15 protein-coding genes and 2 tRNA genes are annotated in these 19,093 nt (G+C 70.5%); 8 read left to right on the forward strand and 9 right to left on the reverse strand.

Annotated features, from left to right (window positions below):
* Window positions 1–127 precede the first annotated feature (127 nt).
* Both ACSQ18_RS13385 and ACSQ18_RS13390 read left to right on the forward strand, forming a co-directional pair.
* Window positions 128–700 carry a helix-turn-helix transcriptional regulator gene (locus tag ACSQ18_RS13385; protein ID WP_436037917.1) on the forward strand — a complete coding sequence of 191 codons (573 nt, stop codon included), beginning with the start codon at window positions 128–130 and terminating at the stop codon, window positions 698–700.
* The gene (locus tag ACSQ18_RS13390) at window positions 697–1,992 is read left to right on the forward strand and encodes a HipA domain-containing protein (RefSeq protein ID WP_436037918.1); all 1,296 of its coding nucleotides are present in this window, start codon (window positions 697–699) and stop codon (window positions 1,990–1,992) included. Before ACSQ18_RS13385 ends, ACSQ18_RS13390 begins: the two co-directional genes overlap by 4 nt.
* Window positions 1,993–2,238: 246 nt before the next feature.
* On the opposite strand, the gene ACSQ18_RS13395 is transcribed toward ACSQ18_RS13390, so the two are convergent.
* The 5 genes from ACSQ18_RS13395 to serS form a co-directional block, all read right to left on the reverse strand.
* Window positions 2,239–2,330, reverse strand: a tRNA-Ser gene (locus ACSQ18_RS13395).
* A gap of 267 nt (window positions 2,331–2,597) precedes the next feature.
* A complete protein-coding gene (locus tag ACSQ18_RS13400; protein WP_436037919.1) occupies window positions 2,598–3,908 on the reverse strand; it encodes an LCP family protein in 1,311 nt (436 codons plus the stop codon).
* 40 nt (window positions 3,909–3,948) lie between these two features.
* Window positions 3,949–4,033: transfer RNA gene (locus tag ACSQ18_RS13405), tRNA-Ser, on the reverse strand.
* Between the two features lie 147 nt (window positions 4,034–4,180).
* On the reverse strand, window positions 4,181–5,110 hold the full coding sequence (locus tag ACSQ18_RS13410) for an HAD family hydrolase (RefSeq protein WP_436037920.1): 930 nt from the start codon (window positions 5,108–5,110) through the stop codon (window positions 4,181–4,183).
* The gene (gene serS, locus ACSQ18_RS13415; RefSeq protein WP_436037921.1) at window positions 5,107–6,387 is read right to left on the reverse strand and encodes a serine--tRNA ligase; all 1,281 of its coding nucleotides are present in this window, start codon (window positions 6,385–6,387) and stop codon (window positions 5,107–5,109) included. Before serS ends, ACSQ18_RS13410 begins: the two co-directional genes overlap by 4 nt.
* A 156-nt stretch (window positions 6,388–6,543) precedes the next feature.
* Here serS and ACSQ18_RS13420 point away from each other — a divergent pair, with 156 nt between their 5' ends.
* The 4 genes from ACSQ18_RS13420 (at window position 6,544) to ACSQ18_RS13435 (ending at window position 10,860) form a co-directional block, all read left to right on the forward strand.
* Window positions 6,544–7,005, forward strand: coding sequence for a hypothetical protein (locus ACSQ18_RS13420; protein ID WP_436037922.1), 462 nt, complete (start codon window positions 6,544–6,546; stop codon window positions 7,003–7,005).
* A 63-nt stretch (window positions 7,006–7,068) separates the two neighbouring features.
* Window positions 7,069–8,232 carry a diacylglycerol/lipid kinase family protein gene (locus tag ACSQ18_RS13425; protein WP_436037923.1) on the forward strand — a complete coding sequence of 388 codons (1,164 nt, stop codon included), beginning with the start codon at window positions 7,069–7,071 and terminating at the stop codon, window positions 8,230–8,232.
* Window positions 8,233–8,242: 10 nt separating this feature from the next.
* Window positions 8,243–9,592, forward strand: coding sequence for a cryptochrome/photolyase family protein (locus tag ACSQ18_RS13430; RefSeq protein WP_436037924.1), 1,350 nt, complete (start codon window positions 8,243–8,245; stop codon window positions 9,590–9,592).
* A 203-nt stretch (window positions 9,593–9,795) separates the two neighbouring features.
* Window positions 9,796–10,860, forward strand: coding sequence for an LLM class flavin-dependent oxidoreductase (locus ACSQ18_RS13435; protein WP_436037925.1), 1,065 nt, complete (start codon window positions 9,796–9,798; stop codon window positions 10,858–10,860).
* A gap of 28 nt (window positions 10,861–10,888) precedes the next feature.
* On the opposite strand, the gene pheA is transcribed toward ACSQ18_RS13435, so the two are convergent.
* Both pheA and ACSQ18_RS13445 read right to left on the reverse strand, forming a co-directional pair.
* Complete coding sequence (gene pheA, locus ACSQ18_RS13440; RefSeq protein WP_436037926.1) at window positions 10,889–11,842, reverse strand: prephenate dehydratase; 954 nt, start codon at window positions 11,840–11,842, stop codon at window positions 10,889–10,891.
* A gap of 117 nt (window positions 11,843–11,959) precedes the next feature.
* The gene (locus tag ACSQ18_RS13445) at window positions 11,960–12,895 is read right to left on the reverse strand and encodes an EamA family transporter (protein WP_436037927.1); all 936 of its coding nucleotides are present in this window, start codon (window positions 12,893–12,895) and stop codon (window positions 11,960–11,962) included.
* Between the two features lie 73 nt (window positions 12,896–12,968).
* Between ACSQ18_RS13445 and ACSQ18_RS13450 the strand changes: the two genes are divergently transcribed.
* On the forward strand, window positions 12,969–13,889 hold the full coding sequence (locus tag ACSQ18_RS13450) for a LysR family transcriptional regulator (RefSeq protein WP_436037928.1): 921 nt from the start codon (window positions 12,969–12,971) through the stop codon (window positions 13,887–13,889).
* 177 nt (window positions 13,890–14,066) lie between these two features.
* On the forward strand, window positions 14,067–15,707 hold the full coding sequence (gene pgm / locus ACSQ18_RS13455) for a phosphoglucomutase (alpha-D-glucose-1,6-bisphosphate-dependent) (protein WP_436037929.1): 1,641 nt from the start codon (window positions 14,067–14,069) through the stop codon (window positions 15,705–15,707).
* Window positions 15,708–15,714: 7 nt separating this feature from the next.
* Here pgm and arfA read toward each other — a convergent pair whose 3' ends face one another.
* Both arfA and ACSQ18_RS13465 read right to left on the reverse strand, forming a co-directional pair.
* On the reverse strand, window positions 15,715–17,280 hold the full coding sequence (gene arfA / locus ACSQ18_RS13460) for an arabinosylfuranosidase ArfA (RefSeq protein ID WP_436037930.1): 1,566 nt from the start codon (window positions 17,278–17,280) through the stop codon (window positions 15,715–15,717).
* Window position 17,281: 1 nt separating this feature from the next.
* Window positions 17,282–19,045 (reverse strand): glycoside hydrolase family 35 protein, encoded by a 1,764-nt coding sequence (locus ACSQ18_RS13465; RefSeq protein WP_436037931.1) that lies wholly within the window; start codon window positions 19,043–19,045, stop codon window positions 17,282–17,284.
* Window positions 19,046–19,093: the final 48 nt, after the last annotated feature.

Raw genomic sequence — 19,093 nt, forward strand, 5'->3', positions numbered from 1 at the left:
ATGTGGATGTTTTATTTTTCAAACATGGACAAACTGTTCTATTTACCAAACATGACGCAGATGGTAGATTTTTCTTACCAGAACGTGAAGTGCGGTTTTTGAAACATGAGCGAGGGGGCTGGTCGACATGAAGCTACAGACATCATCAGACGTCGCCCGCCTCGTCAAGAACACCCGCGCCCAGCAGGACCTCACTCAACAGGATGTCGCCGATGCTGTCGGCATCACCCGCCAGTCCCTCGCCCGCCTCGAACGCGGCAACGGTGGCATCTCCTTCGACACGGTCCTACTCATCCTCGATCATCTCGGGATCCACCTCGATGCCTCTACCGCCCGTCACCCCGTCCCCCCAGCGGGAGGCGCAGCCCAGGCTGCGGCGGACGCACTTACCAAGCGCATCACACCCGCGCTCGACGTCGGCACGCTCAAGTCACTCAACGAGCAGATCCTTGGGTCACTCCCCGCGATCGCCCCCCCACTCCTGCCCAAGATAGACAACTCCGACATCGTTAGGCGCCTCGAGGCCAACCTCGATCGCGCCGCTCTCGCCTCCATCCGAGCCGCCTCCCGCGGGCTTGCCGAGCGACTCAGCATCCCCGGCTCCGTCCTCAATCCGCCGCGAGCGGTCGATGCCGACCCCCCCGACAGCACGGACGTCCAAGCAGATACTGGCGAGACGCCGGAGGTGGACAGCGAATGATCCGCGCTCTCGACGTATACCTCTACGAAGCCCACGTGGCGACGATCACCCGACGAGGGGAGAACCTGCAGCTTCGCTACCTGCCCGAGTACGCAGCGTCGGACGACCCCGTCCCCATCTCTGTAACCCTCCCCGTAGTCTCCACCCCGTTCGGAAACGATGACACCAAGCGCTTCCTCGACAACCTCCTCCCCGACCGCGCCGATGTCCGTTCCCGCTGGGCGCGGGAGGCGAAGCTGAGCAGCGACAGCACCTTTGACCTGCTATCCGTCTACGGCGCCGACGTCGCCGGAGCGCTCGAGTTTTACCCCGCCGGCACATCACCTCGGCAAGAAGAGAATCTGGCGCCACTCGCCGAGAAGGAGATCGGCGACAGAATTCGGCAGATCCGTCGAGACGACTCCGACTGGCTCCAGCACCGCACTGTCGAGGAAGGATTCTCGCTGGGCGGCGCTCAGGGGAAGTTCGCGCTCGCCCTTCGCGACAACCAGTGGTTCGAGCCGTCTGGGCGGCAACCGTCGACACACATCTTCAAACCGGGGATCCAGCCGCTCCCGGGCTCCGACGTCACCGAGCACATCACTTTGCAGTTGGCGGGTTTGCTCGGGCTCGACGCGGCCGCATCCGTGATCGCAGAGTTCGACGGTGAGCATGTCCTCATCGTGGAACGCTTCGATCGCTTCCCCCACAATGGCGTCGTCGCCCGAGTCCACCAGGAAGACCTCGCACAAGCCACCGGAACCTCACACGTCCAGAAGTATGAGGCCGATGGCGGCCCCGGCTATCGCGACCTCTTCACCGTCTTCGACCGCAATCTCAGCGCCACCGACGCCAAGACCGCCAAAGAGCGCTTCGCGAAGCTGCACGTCTTCTCCTGGATCGTTGGCCACAACGACGGCCACGCCAAGAACTTCTCCCTGACTCACGTGTCCGGACGCAGCACACTCGCTCCCTTCTACGACCTCAATAGCTCGCTGCCGTTCAAGCAGCGAGAGCAAGTCCTCTCTCACAACCCTGCCGTGTTCGACAACGTCGAGCTTGCCTTCGGCGTCAACGGCGCGAACACCCTCGGCTCCTTCAATGCGGACAGCATCCGACAACTCGAGACCGACGCCGGGCTCCCTGAAGGACACCTGCGAGACTTCGCCCGCCAAATCGCTGCTGGCCTTCAGGCCTTTGTCGCCGTCGCCCTCGAACCTCTCCCCGATCGTCTGCAAGAACTTCCAGCCGTGAGTCTTTACCCGCACGCCACGTACGCGCAGACACTCAGGGTCCGCGACACCCTCCCGTGAGCAAGATGCAGGGGGCACTCATCCCGGAGTGGATGGCAGCCGAGGTCGTCAAGCGCGGCTCGAAAAACGACAGGATTCAGGTCACGCAAGTTTCCGCTGGGCTTCGACTGTCACGCGCGCGACACTTCGCGGCCTCCATGTGGCTCCGTCTCGGTCTGGGGGACACCCGGCGCGATTCCTGAGTGCCCCAGCCCCGGGATACTGTTCTGACCGCAACGTAAAAAGCCCCGGGAGACCGGGGCTTTTTGGCGGAGACGGAGGGATTTGAACCCTCGGTCCCCTTGCGAGGACTCCACCTTAGCAGGGTGGTGCACTAGGCCTGACTATGCGACGTCTCCAGGGTGTTCAACGCGAGACGGCGCGAACACACCCGGCAATCATAACCGCTCCCCGCCCGTCACAACGAACCGGGCGGTCACCCCCGTACAGGTGACAGCCGTCGAGCGTGCGCGAACTGTCGTCGGATGCCGGCCGGCACCGCACTTCGCGCGCCCTCCGACGCGCGAATGTGGCGCGATCGGCGCGAAAAGGTGTCGCGAACGGCCGTCTCGGATGCCGGGAAGCCGCCGACTGCGCCACTTTCTCCGGGCCCGCCGCGGCGACGGTCAGCGCTGGGCTTGCGTGCAGGTGACGTCGGCGGCGGTGGAGCCGGCGATGTCGGAGGGGAGCTCCACGGCCGTCTCGGTGGGCTCCGGCGTCTCGTTCGCGTCAGGGGTCTCCGAGGCGTCGGGCGAACCGCTCGGCGAGCCGGTGGGCGTGGGAGTGGGGGTCGGTGTGGCCTCGGCCTCGCCGACGATCTCCACGCCGTAGCCCTGGCTCGCGTCGCCCGTGAGCTTCAGCGGCTGGTTGTCCTCGAGCGCCTGGAACAGCACGTCGGCCGCCGAGGTGACCGGGAGCACGCGGCCGCCGCCGGGGGCGTAGACCGTCGGGTACTGCACGAAGACGATGTCCTTGTACGGCACGCTCTTGACCGCCATCGCGATCGACACCATGCGCTGGGGGTTGGTCAGCGAATCGCTCAGCACGAGCTGCTTCGACTGCACCTGCGCCACCGCGGTCGTCGCGAGGTTGAACAGCACCGACGGGTTCGCCAGCACGCCGCCCGACTGCAGCTTGCGCACCATCGAGCTCATGAACTGCTGCTGATTCGAGATGCGGCCGAGGTCGGAGCCGTCGCCGATGCCGTGGCGGATGCGCAGGAACTGCAGCGCCTCCGCACCGACGAGGGTGTGTGTGCCCTTGGTGAGGTTCAGGCCCGTGTGCTTGTCGCTGATGTCGTCGGAGACGCACACGTCGACGCCGCCGATGGCATCCGACATGTTGATGACACCCGTCCAGCGGATCGCCGCGGCGTACTGGATGTCGACGCCGGTCAGCGCCTCGACGGTCAGCACGGTGCAGGGAAGTCCGCCGTACATGTACGACGAGTTGATCATCTGCGCGCTCATCGCGGAGTAGTTGCCGCCGTCGCCGGTCGGGCACGACGGGATCGGCACGATCATGTCGCGCGGGAAGGAGACCACCGTCACGCGGCGCGGGTTGTCGCTGATGTGCACCAGCATCGTCACGTCGTTGCGCTCGCCCCCCGCGTCGTGCGCGCAACGCGGGAAGAGCTTGAGGTCTTGACCCTCGCAGGAGTCGGTGCCCACGACGAGCATGTTGACGCCGCCGTCGATCTCGCCAATCGCGGGCAGCTCGTCGACGTCGTCGCCGATGTCGACGCTGTTGTCGGTGAGGGTGCGCGCGGCATCCCACACGTAGAAGGCGCCGACGGCGCCGACGCTGAGGACCACGACCGCGACCACCGCGCCCAGCACCGTCATGATCTGGCGGAATGGCTTCGGGGAGGTCTGGATGCCGTGGCGCGCCAGCGGCTGTCGCCGGCTGGTCGGCGGGGCGTCAGGCGTCTCGCTCACGAGCATCCCTTTCTGAGACGGGGCGGGGGTCCCCGAGGGGCGGAGGGTGTGGGATTCGAACCCACGGGACATTGCTGCCCACCGGTTTTCAAGACCGGGTCCTTCGGCCGCTCGGACAACCCTCCCGAGCAGACTCCGAAGAAATCCGCCCGACAGGCGTCGATTGTAGTGGACCGGGCCGGTTCCATTCTGGCCGAGCGCGCCTGTGGGCAGGCTGTTAACCGCTTCTGACCGGGACGGCACGCCCCGCGACGCTTCTCCGAGGCACTGCCTCAGAGGCGACGCAGGATCTCCGCCACGCCTCCCGCGCGCACCGATGTCGTCGTCTCGGACGCCTCGCGGCGCACCTCGTCGGGGCCCTGCGCCATCGCGATCGCGCGGCCGCCGTGCTCGCGCGCCCAGCGGAACATGCCGACATCGTTGCGTCCGTCGCCCATGACGAGCACGTGTGCGGGATCGACGCCGAGCCACACCCGAACCCGCTCCAGGGCGGTCGACTTGTCGACGCCCTGGGGGGCGATGTCGAGCCACGCCGACCAGCCGACGGCGTAGGACACCTTGTTGAGTCCGATGCGACCCACGAGGTCGACGAAGTCGGCATCCGTCTCGTCGGGCGAGACGACCACGACGCGGCACACCGGCTGGGCGGACAGCTCCGAGAACGGCACCCGGTGCGCGGCGACCAGGTTCCAGTCGTCCATTTCCTCGGTGTAGAGGCGACGCCCGTCGGCGAGCTCGACCATGTAGTGCGCGTCGGGCAGGTGCTCACGCAGCAGGTGCAGCACCTCGGTGGGGTCGAACGTCTCGATGTGGAACCGCTCGTAGACGAGCTCGTCGGCCAGATCGCCGCCCGCCCGCTTCATGATGACCGCGCCGTTGGAGCACACCGCGTACTCGGGGGCGAGCCCCAGAACACGCAGGATGCCACGGGTGCTCTCCCACGACCGTCCCGTCGCGAGCATGACCTCGTGGCCGGCGCGGTGGGCGTGCGCGATCGCGTCGACGACCCCGGGGCTCAGCGACTCGTCCTCCAGCAGGAGGGTGCCGTCGACGTCGAGGGCGATGAGGAGGCGTTCGGTGGCGACCGTCGGGTCCTCGGTCTCGTCGGCGATGCGCTCGACGAGGCGGGCGGCCTTCGTCGGCTTCACCACCTTCACCGAGCCGGTCGGCGGCAGGTGGGGCGTGCCGCCCTCCGCCGTCACGCGATGGGCTCCGCGACCTCGAGCCCGCCGAGGTAGGGCCGCAGCACCTCGGGGATGACGACCGAGCCGTCGGCGCGCTGGTGCGTCTCCAGGAGGGCCACGATCCACCGTGTCGTCGCGAGGGTGCCGTTGAGCGTCGCGACGTGCGCGGTCTTGGCCGCCGGGCCGCCGTCGACGACGGGGCGGTGACGGATGTCGAGGCGTCGCGCCTGATACGTGGTGCAGTTCGACGTGGAGGTCAGCTCGCGGTAGGCGCCCTGGGTGGGAACCCACGCCTCGACGTCGTACTTGCGCGCCGCGGAGGAGCCGAGATCGCCCGCCGCGACGTCGATGACCCGGTAGCTCAGCCCGAGGTCCTGCAGCATCGCCTCCTGCATCGCGACGAGCCGCAGGTGCTCGGCCTCGGCATCCTCGGGGGTCGTGTAGACGAACATCTCGAGCTTGTTGAACTGGTGCATGCGGATGATGCCGCGGGTGTCCTTGCCGTGCGAGCCGGCCTCGCGGCGGTAGCACGTGGACCAGCCGGCGTAGCGCTTCGCGCCCGCAGTCAGGTCGAGGATCTCGTCCATATGGAATCCGGCGAGGGGCACCTCGCTCGTGCCGACGAGATAGAGGTCGTCGTCGTCGAGACGGTACACCTCGTCGGCGTGCTGGCCGAGGAAGCCCGTGCCGCGCATGACCTCCGATCGCACGAGCGTCGGCGGGATGACGGGGATGAACCCGGCGGCGAGCGCGCGCTCCATGCCGAGGTTCATGAGGGCGAGCTCGAGACGTGCGCCGATGCCGGTGAGGAAGGTGAAGCGGGCGCCGGAGACCTTCGCGCCGCGCTCCATGTCGATCGCGCCCAGCAGTTCACCGAGAGCGAGGTGGTCGCGCGGCTCGAAGTCGAACGCCACGGGTTCGCCGTGCGTGCGGAGGGTGACGAAGTCGTCCTCGCCGCCGGCCGGGACGCCGTCGATCACGATGTTCTCGATCTTCGCGAGGGCCGCGGATGCCGCGGCCTCCGCGGCCGTCACGGCCTGCTGCGCCTCCTTCACGCGGGCACTGAGGTCCTTGGCCTCGGCGACGAGCGCGGCCTTGTCCTCCTTGGGCGCCTGCGCGACCTTCTTGCCGTGCACGTTCTGCGCGGCACGCAGCTCCTCGAAGGCGGCGAGCGCAGCGCGACGCGCACGGTCGGCGTCGATCGCGGCATCCACGGATTCCGCCGACTCTCCTCGCGCCTCCTGCGAGCGCTTCACGAGGTCGGGGTTGTCGCGGAGGAGGGCGAGATCGATCACCGTTCGAGTCTAGTCGCGGCCGGTTCGGGGGCCGCGGGGGGGTGGGCATCGAGTGCGGAGGGGGTGGTGCGCGAGTTCTCCACAGATCGCGTCTCTCCTCCCTGCACGTGTTTTCATGAGTCGTAGGCTGAACGTCTTGATACCGGGGAGGTATTCGTGCCGTTCGAACTGCGCGCTGCGGTGTTGGTCGGCATCATCGCGTCGGTTTCCGGGTGCGCGGCGACCGGAGACACGGCAGGGCATGATCGCGGACATGGCGTCACCCCGACGGCGAGCACGACACCCGCGCCATCCTCCGCGCCCAGCGAACTGACGGTCACCCCCGCGCCGGGCGAACCTCGCATCGCGACACTGTCGTCGACTCGCGGCTCCGCCTCCACGGAACCCGCGCCGACGAGGACGGGTCGCGCCGCCGTGTACATCCGGTGCTACGGCGACGACATCATCACGGTCGAGATCGAGAACTCCGCAACGATCACCCAGAGGTGCCTCCTCGACGCCGGCGACCCCGGAACGCGGAACACGCTCGACATCGTCGGAGAGGAGGTCCGCGTGACGGGTACGGGAGACGTCGACAACCTGTGGGCGATCGCCGTCACGGAGATACCCGCCGATTGACGGCGAGCGCAAGCCCCCCACGTCCCGAGGCCCGTCGCGGGCCCCGCGCAATACTCTGTACGCATGGCGACCGACTCCGGCACGAACGTGGGCTCCGACGCGACCGACCCGGAAGAGGCGGCCGCACCCGACGGCGTCATCCGCGAGCCCGACGACGTCTCCCCCGACACGACCGACGGCGAGACGGGTGAGGCGCGGCGCGTCGACGAGAGCGGACGCACCGAACCCTTCTCCGACGGCGACCACCCGAGCCCGAAGGCCGCGCTCGTCTACAACCCGATCAAGGTCGACGGCGACGCGCTGCGCGAGCAGGTCGCCGCCCACGCGAAGGAGGCCGGCTGGTCGGAGCCCCTCTTCTACGAGACCACCGTCGACGACCTCGGCGACGACGTCACCCGGCAGGCACTCGCCGAGGGCGTGGACGTCGTGCTCGTCGCGGGCGGCGACGGAACGGTCCGTGCCGTCAGCGAAGCCATGACCGGATCTGCCGTTCCGCTCGCCATCGTCCCGAGCGGCACCGGCAACCTCCTCGCCCGCAACCTGCGTCTCCCCCTCGACGACGCCGACGCCATGATCGCCGCCGCGTTCGACGGTGACGTCGTCCCCATCGACGTCGGCATCGCCACCCTCGCCCGCCCCGGCGGCGACAGCGAGAAGCGCGCCTTCGTCGTCATGGGCGGAATGGGGCTGGATGCCGCGATGATCGCGAACACGAGCGGCGATCTCAAGAAGAAGGTCGGCTGGGTCGCCTACGTCGACGGAGCCGCGCGCTCCCTCATCGGCGCGAAGCCCTTCCCCGTCATGTACCAGGTGCCCGGGCACAAAGTGCACCGCGCCAACGTGCAGAGCGTCGTCTTCGCCAACTGCGGTTCGCTGCCGGCCGGACTCGAGCTGATCCCCGAGGCATCCGTCACCGACGGCGACCTCGACATCGCCATCTTCCAGCCCAAGAGCGCCTTCGGCTGGCTGCTCATCTGGCGCCGCGTGGCCTGGGACAACAGCTTCCTCCGCCGCTTCCGGGCCGGACGTCAGATCCTGTCGCTGCGCACCAAGGACAACGCCGTGCGCTTCAGCCGCGGTGCCGGCATCGACCTCGCCACCGTCGCCGCCCAGCCGGTGCAGCTCGACGGCGACGAGTTCGGCGAGGCGACCCACGTCACGGCGCGCGTCGAACCGGGCGGCCTCACCGTCGCCGTGCCCCGCGGGCACAGCGTCACGGGAATCTGACGGGCACGTCATGACCTCCCTCGTCTGGCTGCGCGACGACCTCCGCCTCGCCGACAACCCCGCCCTGCGCGCCGCGGTCGACCGCGACGAACCGGTCACCGTGCTGTACGTGCTCGACGAGGAGTCGCCCGGCATCCGTCCCCTCGGCGGAGCCGCGAAGTGGTGGCTGCACCACAGCCTCGCCGAACTCGGGCAGCGCCTCGCCGACCGAGGCGGCTCCCTCGTGCTGCGTCGCGGGCCTGCCGCCGACGTCGTGCCCGCGGTGGCCGACGAGATCTCCGCGGATGCCGTCGCGTGGAACCGCCGTTACGGCGGAGCCGAGCGCGACATCGACACCACTCTGAAGACCCGGCTGCGCGACGAGGGGCGAGAGGTCACCTCGTACGCGGCGAACCTGCTCTTCGAACCGTGGACCGTCCGCACCGGATCGGACACCCCCTACGCCGTCTTCACCCCGTTCTGGAAGGCCTGCCAGGCGCAGCCGTCGCCCCGCGCCCCGCTCCCCGAGCCGCGCACGATCGACGGCCGCGACGCCCGCAGCGACGACCTCGACGACTGGGAGCTCCTCCCCACGGCGCCCGACTGGGCCGGCGGGATGCGCGAGGCGTGGGAGCCCGGCGAGCGCGCCGCACGAGCGCGACTACGTGCGTTCCTGAACGACGACCTCGGCGACTACGACCGCGCCCGCGACGAACCCGCCGCCGGCGCCACCTCCCTGCTCTCGCCGCGGCTGCGCTGGGGCGAGCTGAGCCCCCACACCGTGTGGCACGAGACCGTGGATGCCGCGGGCACCGGCGCGCACGCGGCATCCGCTCACCGCTTCCTCTCCGAGCTGGGCTGGCGCGAGTTCGCCTGGCACACGCTGTTCCACTTCCCCGACCTCGCAACCCGCAACTGGCGGTCGGCATTCGACGCGTTCCCCTGGCCGCGGCTCGACCGTGGGCACTTGCGGGCGTGGCAGATGGGCGAGACGGGCGTCCCGCTCGTCGATGCGGGCATGCGCGAGCTGTGGACGACGGGCTACATGCACAACCGCGTGCGGATGGTCGTCGCGTCTTACCTCACGAAGAACCTCGCAATCGACTGGCGGCGCGGCGAGGAGTGGTTCTGGGACACCCTCGTCGACGCGGACGGTGCCAGCAACCCCTTCAACTGGCAGTGGGTGGCCGGTTCCGGCGCCGACGCGTCGCCGTACTTCCGCATCTTCAACCCGGAGCGTCAGGCGGAGAAGTTCGACCCGCAGGGCCTCTACATCGGACAGTGGGCCCCCGACAGCGCGGAGCGCGAGCCGCTCGTCGACCTCGCGGAGACCCGACGCCGGGCCCTCGACGCGTACGAGCACGTCAAGCGCGCCCGCTGACCCGCGGGGGCGCCCCGGCCTGGTGGCGAACTCCTTCGATACGGAACGACGCCGCGGCCACCGCCGCGTGAACGCGCGACGCGCGACGTGACAGAACCCCGAGTCGAAGGAGTTCGCCACGCCGCGTCCCCACGACTCGGGCCATCGCACGCCGACCCGGCGGCGGGGAATGCGGATGCCGCGGAGATCGTTGCCGTTCCCTGATGAACACGACCACCTCCCCCGCCCTGTCCGTCCTCGACCTGGTGCCCGTGCGGGCCGGTCAGAGCAGCGCGCAGGCGGTCTCGGCATCCCTCGACCTCGCCGCCCGCGCCGACGACCTGGGGTTCCGGCGTTACTGGTTCGCGGAGCACCACAACATGCCCGCCGTCGCCTCGACAACGCCGCCCGTGCTCGCGGCGGCGGCCGCGGCCCGCACCTCGCGCATCCGCGTCGGCAGCGGCGGCGTCATGCTTCCCAACCACGCGCCGCTCGTCGTCGCCGAACAGTTCGCCGCCCTCGAAGCCATCGCCCCCGGACGCATCGACCTCGGCATCGGCCGTGCCCCCGGCAGCGACCCCGTCATCACCCAGCTGCTGCGGAAGACGGGAACCACGAGCGACGTCGACCGCTTCCCCGACCACATCCGCGACATCCTCGGGCTCGTGTCGCCCGAGGGCTCCCAGGTGCGTCTCGTGAGCCGTCCGGGAGCGGCGACCGGCGAGCCCTACGCGGTGCACGCGACGCCTGCGGCGACCTCCACCCCCGACGTGTGGCTGCTGGGATCGAGCGACTACTCCGCTGCCCTCGCGGCTGCCTTCGGCCTCCCCTACGTGTTCGCGAACCACTTCTCGGGCGAGGGTCTCGCACGCGCCCTCGACCTCTACCGCACCCAGTTCACGCCCAGCGAGCACCTCGACGCTCCCCGCACCTTCGTGACCGCGAACGTCGTGGCGGCGCCGACCGAAGCAGAGGCCGAGGCACGGATGCTGCCGCAGGCGCGCATGATGGCGCGGCTGCGCGGCGGGCGGCCGCTCGTCGCCCTCGAGACGGTCGAGCAGGCGGCGGAGTCCGAGGCCCACGACCGGCTCGCGACGGCGATGCTCGACGGCCTGCGCGCGCGGTGGTTCGTCGGCGCCGGCGACGACGTGCGGAGCCGACTGGCATCCTTCGCCGGGCAGTACGGCGTCGACGAGGTCATGGTCTCGCCCGTGGCGGCTCCGCACGACGCAGAGCCCCTCGACGCCGCGCCCGGCCGCGTGCAGACGCTCGAACTCCTCGTCGGCTGACCCGGACGCCGGAGCTCGCTCGGCGGCGTCAGGCCTCGGGCTCTCCCGAGATGAGGGCGCGCAGCCAGTCGCGCGCCTCGACGAACACGTCGTCGGAGTAGCGGTCGGGGTAGCGGACGATCGCGCGATCCGCCCGCGGATACGACCCCAGATAGGTCACCTTCGGGCTGAAGCGGCGCAGCCCGAGGAGGGCGTCGGCCATCCGCTCGTCCTCGATGTGGCCGTCGGCGTCGATGACGAATCGGTAGCGTCCGAGCTCGTCGCCGATCGGCCGCGACTCGATGAGCGACAGGTTGATGCCGCGGGTCGAGAACTGCTCGAGGAGCTCCAGGAGCGCGCCGGGGTGGTCGTCGGGGAGCTCGGCGATGAGCGACGTCTTGTCGGCCCCCGTGGGTGCGGGCGGCGCGACGGTGCGGCTCACGAGCACGAAACGCGTGACCGCGTTGGTGTTGTCGCCGATCTCCTCGGCGAGCAGCTCGAGGTCGTAGTGCTCCAGGATGCCGGGGGGAGCGATCGCGGCCTGCGCCTCGCTCACACCGTCGATGATCCCGACGGCCGAGGCGACGTTGCTCGCCGCGGGGAGGTGCGCGTGCTCGGGCAGATGCGCCGTGAGCCACCGGAGGCACTGCGCGTACGCGACGGGGTGGGCGGCGACGAGCGAGACGTCCTCGAGCCGCGTGCCCGGACGCGCGACGAGCACGAAGTTGACCCGCACGAGGTACTCCCCGACGATGCGGAGCCCGGGCGTCGTGGCCAGCGCGTCCTGCGCCGTGGAGACCCCGCCGTCGATGGAGTTCTCGATCGCGATCATCGCGGCATCCGAGCGCCCCTCGACGACATCGGCGAGCGCCTCCCCGACATTGCGGACGGGCCGCCAGATCTGGTCGCGCGCCTCGGCGACCTGCGCCAGCGCCGCCTCCGTGAAGGTTCCCGCGGGGCCCAGGTAGCTGTAGGTGCGGCGCGGGGCGGAGTCGACGGTCACGGGGGCAAGCCTAGTGGGGGCAGGGATGCGCACCGTCGTGTGACCAACTCCTTCGATCCGTCGCATCCCGTACCGCGATAGCGCGCTCCGCGCCGGGAGCGCTCGATCCTGGAGGAGTTAGCCACCGACCGCGGCGGAGACCTCGCGCCGGCGGGGCCGCCGAGCAGGCCTCGGCGCCCGCACGCGCCGCCTCCGGATGCCGGTCACGAGCACGCCGACGACGAGGATCGCCCCGCCGAGCGTCTCGGCGGGCGTCGGCACCTGGCCCAGCAGCGCCGCCGCCGACGCCATCGCGACCACCGGGGCGAGGAGCACCCACGGCACGACCGCCGCCGACGGATTGCGCGCGAGCAGACCGTTGAAGATCGCGTAGCCGACGACCGTGCAGAGCACCGCGGTGTAGAGGGTGGAGAGGGTCGCGGTCCAGCCGAAGGATGCCAGCCCCGCTCCGACCGCCGCCGGCCCCTCGATCACGAGCGAGAGGGCGATCGCGGGGATCGGCACCACGAGCGCCGACCACACCGTCAGCGACAGCGCGCCGCCCCGGCCGACACCCCGGACGTCGCCGGCCTGTCGGGAAATGACGTTGCCGATCCCCCATGACAGGGCCGCCGCCAGCGCGAGCAGCACCGCCACGGCCGGCGCCTCTCCCCCGCGGCCGAGCGCGACGATCGCCAGCCCGAGGCAGCCCAGCACGACCCCGGTCACCTGCATCGCGGTGGGGCGCTCGCGCAGCGCGACGGCGGCGATGACGATCGTGAAGACCACCTGCGCCTGCAGCAGCAGCGCCGCGAGCCCGGGTTGGAGCCCGAGGGCCATGGAGGTGTAGAGCAGTCCGAACTGTCCCAGGCACATGAACAGGCCGACGCCGACGACGACCTTCCAGCCGGTCTGCGGGCGCGGGATCACGAGGGCGACGGCCGCGACGACGCTGAAGCGGATCGCGACGAACAGCAGCGGCGGGATGCCGCTCATGCCCCAGGCGATGACGACGAAGTTGAAGCCCCACAGCGAGGCGACGAGGGCGGCGAGGAGCATGTCACGGCGGGGCACGGCATCCATTCGACCCCGTCGTTCCGTGAAGGACAAGCGAACGTTCCTCGCCCGTATTCGGTAGCATCGCTTCATGATGGATCTGGATGCCGTCGTCTCGCTCCGCGCGATCGCGACCGAGGGGAGCGTCGCCCGCGCGGCGGCCCTGCTCGGCTACACCCCCTCGGCGGTGTCGCAACAGGTCAAGCGCCTCGAACGCGAGACGGGCGTCGGCCTGCTCGAACGCGCCGGCCGGGGCGTCGTGCTGACCGCCGCCGCCACGCGGCTCGTCGTCGCCTCGACCCCCGTGCTCGCGGACCTCGAGCGCATCCGCGCCGACATCCAGTCGCTGTCCGACGGGCCCGACGCCCTCGTCGGCGAGATCCGGCTGGCCGCGTTCTCCACGGTGGTGCGCGGGCTGATGATCCCGGTGCTGTCGGAGCTGCGGCAACGGCATCCGGAGCTCCGCCTGCCGCTGCGCGAGAGCGAACCCTGGGAGACGATCGCGCTCGTCGCGTCGGGCCAGCGCGACCTCGGCATCGTGCACCGGTGGGGCGGGGTCGCGCTCGCGATGCCCGACCACCTGGTCGAAACGCCGCTGTTCACCGACGTCGCCGACGTGATCCTCCCCCGGGGACACCGCCTGGCCGACCGCGAGGTGCTCCGGCCGGAAGACCTCGCGGACGAGCCCTGGGTCGCGACGTTCGATTCGACCATCTGCCGGCAGTGGCTGCGGCGCCTGTTCGACGGCGTGAGCGGGGCGCCCCGCATCGTGCACGAGTCGATGGAGTTCGAGAACCACCTCGCGCTGGCCCGGGCGGGGCTCGCCGTCGCGCTCGTGCCGCGGCTCGGACGCGGCGACCTGGGCGACGACGTCGTCGCGATCCCCACGGCCGGCCCGGCGTCGACGCGCGACGTACTCGCCGTGCACCGCCGGACACAGGCCGATTCCCCCGCGCTGCGTGCTGTGCTCGACGAAGTCGCCCGACGCGGCGCCGACCTCTCCCGTCGCTAACTCCGGAGATTCGGTGCCTGCGAGCCCGGAATGGGGCGAATTCGGCCCTTCGGCGCCCGGATTGAAGGAGTTAGCAACGGCGAACGCCGGTCACCCCCGGCCCGGACTCGCCGTCGCCCGCCGTCAACCTGCCCCTTCGCCATCGCATCGACGGCTCCGGAGGGGCAGACTGGGACCATGAGCCGCGCAGGACATCCCGCCGAAGCATCCGACCTCATCGACATCGACGAACTCATCGCCGCCTACTACGACCGAAAGCCGGATGCCGCGGTGCCCGAGCAGCGGGTCGCGTTCGGCACGAGCGGCCATCGCGGGTCGTCGCTGTCGACGAGTTTCAACGAGGACCACATCCTCGCCACGACGCAGGCGATCGTCGAGTATCGCGCGAGCCAGGGCATCGCGGGTCCGCTGTTCCTCGGCCGCGACACGCACGGCCTCTCCCGCCCCGCCGAGCGCACCGCGATCGAGGTGCTCGTGGCGAACGGCGTCGACGTCCGCGTCGACTCCCGCGACTCCTGGGTGCCGACGCCCGCCCTCAGCCACGCGATTCTCGCCTACAACCGGGGCCGGGATGCCGGTGACCCCTCCCGCGCCGACGGCATCGTCGTCACCCCGTCGCACAACCCGCCGCGCGACGGCGGCTTCAAGTACAACCCGCCCCACGGCGGCCCCGCCGACACCGACGCGACCGGCTGGATCGCCGACCGGGCGAACGAGCTGATCGCGGCGGGGCTCGAGGGCGTGCAGCGTGTGCGGTTCGCCGACATCGCCGCCGAGCACGTCGGCTCGTACGACTTCCGCGAGGGCTACGTCGCCGATCTCGCGAACATCATCGACGTCGAGGCGATCCGGCGCGCGGGCGTGCGGATCGGCGCCGACCCGCTCGGAGGGGCGTCGGTCGAGTACTGGGCGCTCATCGGGGAGCGATACGGCCTCGACCTCACGGTCGTGAACCCCGAGGTCGACCCGACGTGGCGGTTCATGACGCTCGACTGGGACGAGAAGATCCGCATGGACCCGTCATCGCCGTCGGCGATGGCCTCGCTCGTCGCCCGCCGCCACGAGTACGACATCCTCACGGGGAACGACGCGGATGCCGATCGCCACGGCATCGTGACCCCCGACGCGGGGCTCATGAACCCGAACCACTACCTCGCGGTCGCGATCGACTACCTGTACGCGCACCGACCGGGGTGGCGCGCCGACGCCGCGGTCGGCAAGACGCTCGTGTCGTCGATGATCATCGACAAGGTCGTGGCCGCGCTGGGGCGGAAGCTCGTGGAGGTGCCCGTCGGCTTCAAGTGGTTCGTGCCGGGGCTCATCGACGGGTCGGTGGCGTTCGGTGGCGAGGAGTCGGCCGGCGCGTCGTTCCTGCGCACCGACGGTTCGGTCTGGACCACCGACAAGGACGGCATCCTGCTGTGCCTGCTGGCATCCGAGATCCTGGCGGTAACGGGCAAGACCCCCTCGCAGCGGTATGCGGAGCTGGAGGCGGAGTACGGCTCGTCGGCGTACCAGCGCGTGGACGCCCCCGCGACGCCGGCGCAGAAGGCGGCCCTCGGCAGGCTCGCGCCAGAGTCGGTGACGGCGACGACGCTGGCGGGTGAGGAGATCGTGGCGAAGCTGTCGCACGCTCCCGGCAACGGGGCGGCGATCGGTGGGCTGAAGGTGCAGACCGAGCACGCGTGGTTCGCCGCGCGCCCGTCAGGCACGGAAGACGTCTACAAGCTCTACGCGGAGTCGCTGCGGGGTCCGGAGCATCTCGCGCAGGTGCAGGAGGAGGCGCGCGCCGTCGTGGCGGCCGCCCTCGGCGGCTGAGCCCGGTTCAGCCGAGCCGCACCGCCGCCCACGAGACCGCGGGCAGGGTGAGCGTGAGCACGCCGTCGACGAGACGCGCGCTGTCGAGCTCGCACGGCGCGACCCGCTCCGGATCGCCCAGCGTGTTGGCGGCGTAGCGGTCGTCGTCGTGCAGAAGGTGCGCCTCACGCACCGCCCACCCGGCCGCGCCTGTGGAACCCGAACCGGCGGAACCCGCACCGGCCGCACCGAGCTCGCGGAGATCGAGCTCCACCTCGACAGCGCCGTCCAGCGACCGATTGACGGCGAACACGGTGACGCCGTCGTCGCCGACGGTCGCGACCGCGTTGACCGTGGAGACCTCGCCGAAGCGGGAGCTCGCGAACGTCGGCGCCGACACGTCGAGACGGTGCACGCGGTCGCCCGCGAGGCGCGACGTGAGCGCGAAGGGGAAGAACGTCGTCTGGCGCCAGGCGGGACCGCCCGGCTCGGTCATGATCGGCGCGATCACGTTCACGAGCTGCGCGAGCGACGCGGACTTCACCCGGTCGGCGTGCTGCAGCAGGGTGATGAGGAGGTCTCCGACGACAACGGCATCCTGCACCGTGTACACGTCTTCGAGCAGGCGGGGCGCGACCGGCCACTCGTCACGCGGCTGCGTGCCCTCGACGGCGTTCCAGCGCGACTGGTACCAGACGTTCCACTCGTCGAACGAGATCATGATCCGCTTGTCGCTGCCCCGTTCGGCGGCGATGTCGTCGGCGATGCGCACGACCTCCTCGATGAAGAGGTGCATGTCGACGGCGGATGCCAGGAACTCCTGCGCGTCGCCGCCCCGCTCTTCGTAGTACGCGTGGCAGGAGATGAACTCGACCTCGTCGAACGTGTGGGCGAGCACCACCCGCTCCCACGCACCGAAGGTCGGCATCGTGCGGCCGGAGGAGCCGCAGACGACGAGCTCGAGCGTCGGATCGAAGCGGCGCATCGCGCGGGCGGTCTGCACCGCGAGCGCACCATACTGGTCGGCGCTGCGGGCGCCCAGTTGCCACCAGCCGTCCATCTCGTTGCCGAGGCACCACATCCGCACGCCGAACGGCTCGGACCGGCCGTTGCGGGCGCGAGCGCGGGTCCACGCCGTGTCGACCTCGGCGTTGGCGTACTCGAGCAGGTCGAGGGCCTCCGCGGTACCCCGCGTGCCGAGGTTGACGGCCAGCATGAGCTCCGACCCGACTTTGTCGAGCCAGGAGGCGAACTCGTGGAGGCCCACCTGATTGGTCTCGGTGACGTGCCAGGCGAGGTCGAGACGCCGCGGACGCTCCTCGCGCGGGCCGACGCCGTCCTCCCACCGGTAGCCGGAGACGAAGTTGCCGCCGGGGTAGCGGATGGTGGACACCCCCAGTTCCCGCACGAGGTCGATGACGTCGCCGCGGAAGCCCTCCTCGTCGGCCGACGGATGCCCGGGTTCGTGGATGCCGTCGTACACGTGCCGTCCGAGGTGCTCCACGAAGCCGCCGAATACGCGGCGGTCGAGGGCGAGCGGGGCGGGGTCGACGGCGCCGGTGGCGGTGGCCGGGCCGGTGGCGGGGGTGGTCACGTCAGTGCTCCGTGTGTCCGAGGGCGAGGTCGTCGAGGAAGCGGAGGGCGTCGACGTCGAGCGTCTCCAGTTCCAGCACCGTCAGCGTATTGTCCCCGGCCCGCGTGAGGGGCTCCGGGATGTAGAGGGATGCCTGGGGGCCCTTGCGCCAGTAGCGGCCGAGGCACGTGTCACCGATCCACACGAGCCCCTTCCCGAGGCCTGCGGTCGAGAGGGAGAGGTCGGCGGGAGCGTCGAGGGAGAGGGTCGCCTGCCAGACCGTCGCTCCCACCGAGGGCGCAACGGCCGTTCCGTCGCCGACGCTGCCGCGGGCGGCGGGGATCGCGTCGAGCGGGACGGCGGAGATCTCCCAGCCGTGCAGCGGCGCGCCGTCGAGCGTCGCGCGGCCGATCAGTCCCTTCGGCTCGCCGATCCGAGGGCCGTAGTTCACGCGCCCCTCGTCCTCGACGAGGATTTCGAGCAGGCCGCGCCCCGAGGGCAGGGTCACCGACCGCTCGTGCGCCTCCCGCGCGAGGATGCCGACCGGCTCCCCGTCGAGCGAAAGCCACGCACGATCCCGCACCTCTGCGAACGAGAGGACGGCGGGCGCGTCGGTGCCGTCGAGTTCGATCCGGTAGCGGGCGAAGCCGCGCCAGATGCCGACGGCATCCATCGTGGGGACGTCGTCGTGCGACGACCAGGTCGCCGGGGCGACCTCGGCGAGCGTTCCGACACGACGCAGGGGCGCCGGAGCGGGAACGTGAAGCGGGCGACGATCGGTGCGGGGGAACTCGGGCACCGGGAAGTGGCGTGCGATCACGTCGCGGAAGGCCCAGAACTTCTCGGTCGGTCGTCCCGCCTCGTCGACGGGGGCGTCGTAGTCGTAGCTCGTGACGGTGGGCTGGTAGACGCCCTTGTCGTTCGCGCCGTTGGTGAGGCCCGCGTTGGTGCCCCCGTGGAGCATGTAGATGTTCACCGAGGCACCCGCCGACAGCAGTTCGTCGAGAGCCCCCGCGGATGCCGAGGGGTCGGTGACGTGGTGGTGGGAGCCCCAGTGGTCGAACCAGCCGCACCAGAACTCGCTGCACATGAGCGGTCCGGTGGGCTGCTGCGCGCGCAGCGCCGCCAGCCGCTCGGGCACACGGGAGCCGAACGAACCGGTGGCGTGGAGTTCGGGGAGGGTGCCGGCGGCGAGCATCTCGGCGACGGGCTGATCTACCGTCGTCAGCGGCACGGTCGCACCGCACGCGCGGAAGAGATCGGTGAGGGCCTGGAGATACGCATGGTCGGAGCCGTAGGCGCCGTACTCGTTCTCGACCTGGAGCATGACGACGGGGCCGCCGCGGTCGATCTGCAGCGGGGCGACGATCTCCATGACGCGCCGCAGGTACTCGGAGACCGCCGCCAGGTACTGCGGTTCGAGGCTCCGGATGCCGACGCCCTCGCCGGCGAACAGCCACGCGGGCAGTCCGCCGCCGTCGAACTCGGCGCAGATGTACGGACCGGGACGCACGATCGCGTGCATCCCCTCCTCGTGCACCTCGCGCAGGAACCGGGCGAGATCGAGACGCCCGTCGGTGTCGAACACGCCGGGCTCCGGCGAGTGCTCGTTCCACGCGACGTAGGTCTCGATCGTGTTGAGGCCCATCATGCGGCCGAGGCGGATGCGGTCACGCCACTGGTCGGGGTGCACGCGGAAGTAGTGCAGGGCCCCCGAGAGCACGCGGTGCGGGGCGCCGTCGAGCAGGAAGTCGCGCTCGCCGATCTCGAAGGTGCGGCCGGTCATGGGTGTGGTCTCCAGGAGGGATGGGAGGGCACGGACAAGGGAGGGGCG

The sequence above is a fragment of the Microbacterium sp. LjRoot45 genome (assembly GCF_964253325.1).
Taxonomy (GTDB): domain Bacteria; phylum Actinomycetota; class Actinomycetes; order Actinomycetales; family Microbacteriaceae; genus Microbacterium.

Coding starts and splice junctions, on each gene's coding strand:
- ACSQ18_RS13385 (WP_436037917.1), top strand. CDS start 128: ATGAAGCTACAGACATCATCAGACGTCGCCCGCCTCGTCAAGAACACC.
- ACSQ18_RS13390 (WP_436037918.1), top strand. CDS start 697: ATGATCCGCGCTCTCGACGTATACCTCTACGAAGCCCACGTGGCGACG.
- ACSQ18_RS13425 (WP_436037923.1), top strand. CDS start 7,069: ATGGCGACCGACTCCGGCACGAACGTGGGCTCCGACGCGACCGACCCG.
- ACSQ18_RS13430 (WP_436037924.1), top strand. CDS start 8,243: ATGACCTCCCTCGTCTGGCTGCGCGACGACCTCCGCCTCGCCGACAAC.
- ACSQ18_RS13435 (WP_436037925.1), top strand. CDS start 9,796: ATGAACACGACCACCTCCCCCGCCCTGTCCGTCCTCGACCTGGTGCCC.
- ACSQ18_RS13450 (WP_436037928.1), top strand. CDS start 12,969: ATGATGGATCTGGATGCCGTCGTCTCGCTCCGCGCGATCGCGACCGAG.
- pgm (WP_436037929.1), top strand. CDS start 14,067: ATGAGCCGCGCAGGACATCCCGCCGAAGCATCCGACCTCATCGACATC.
- ACSQ18_RS13465 (WP_436037931.1), bottom strand. CDS start 19,045: ATGACCGGCCGCACCTTCGAGATCGGCGAGCGCGACTTCCTGCTCGAC.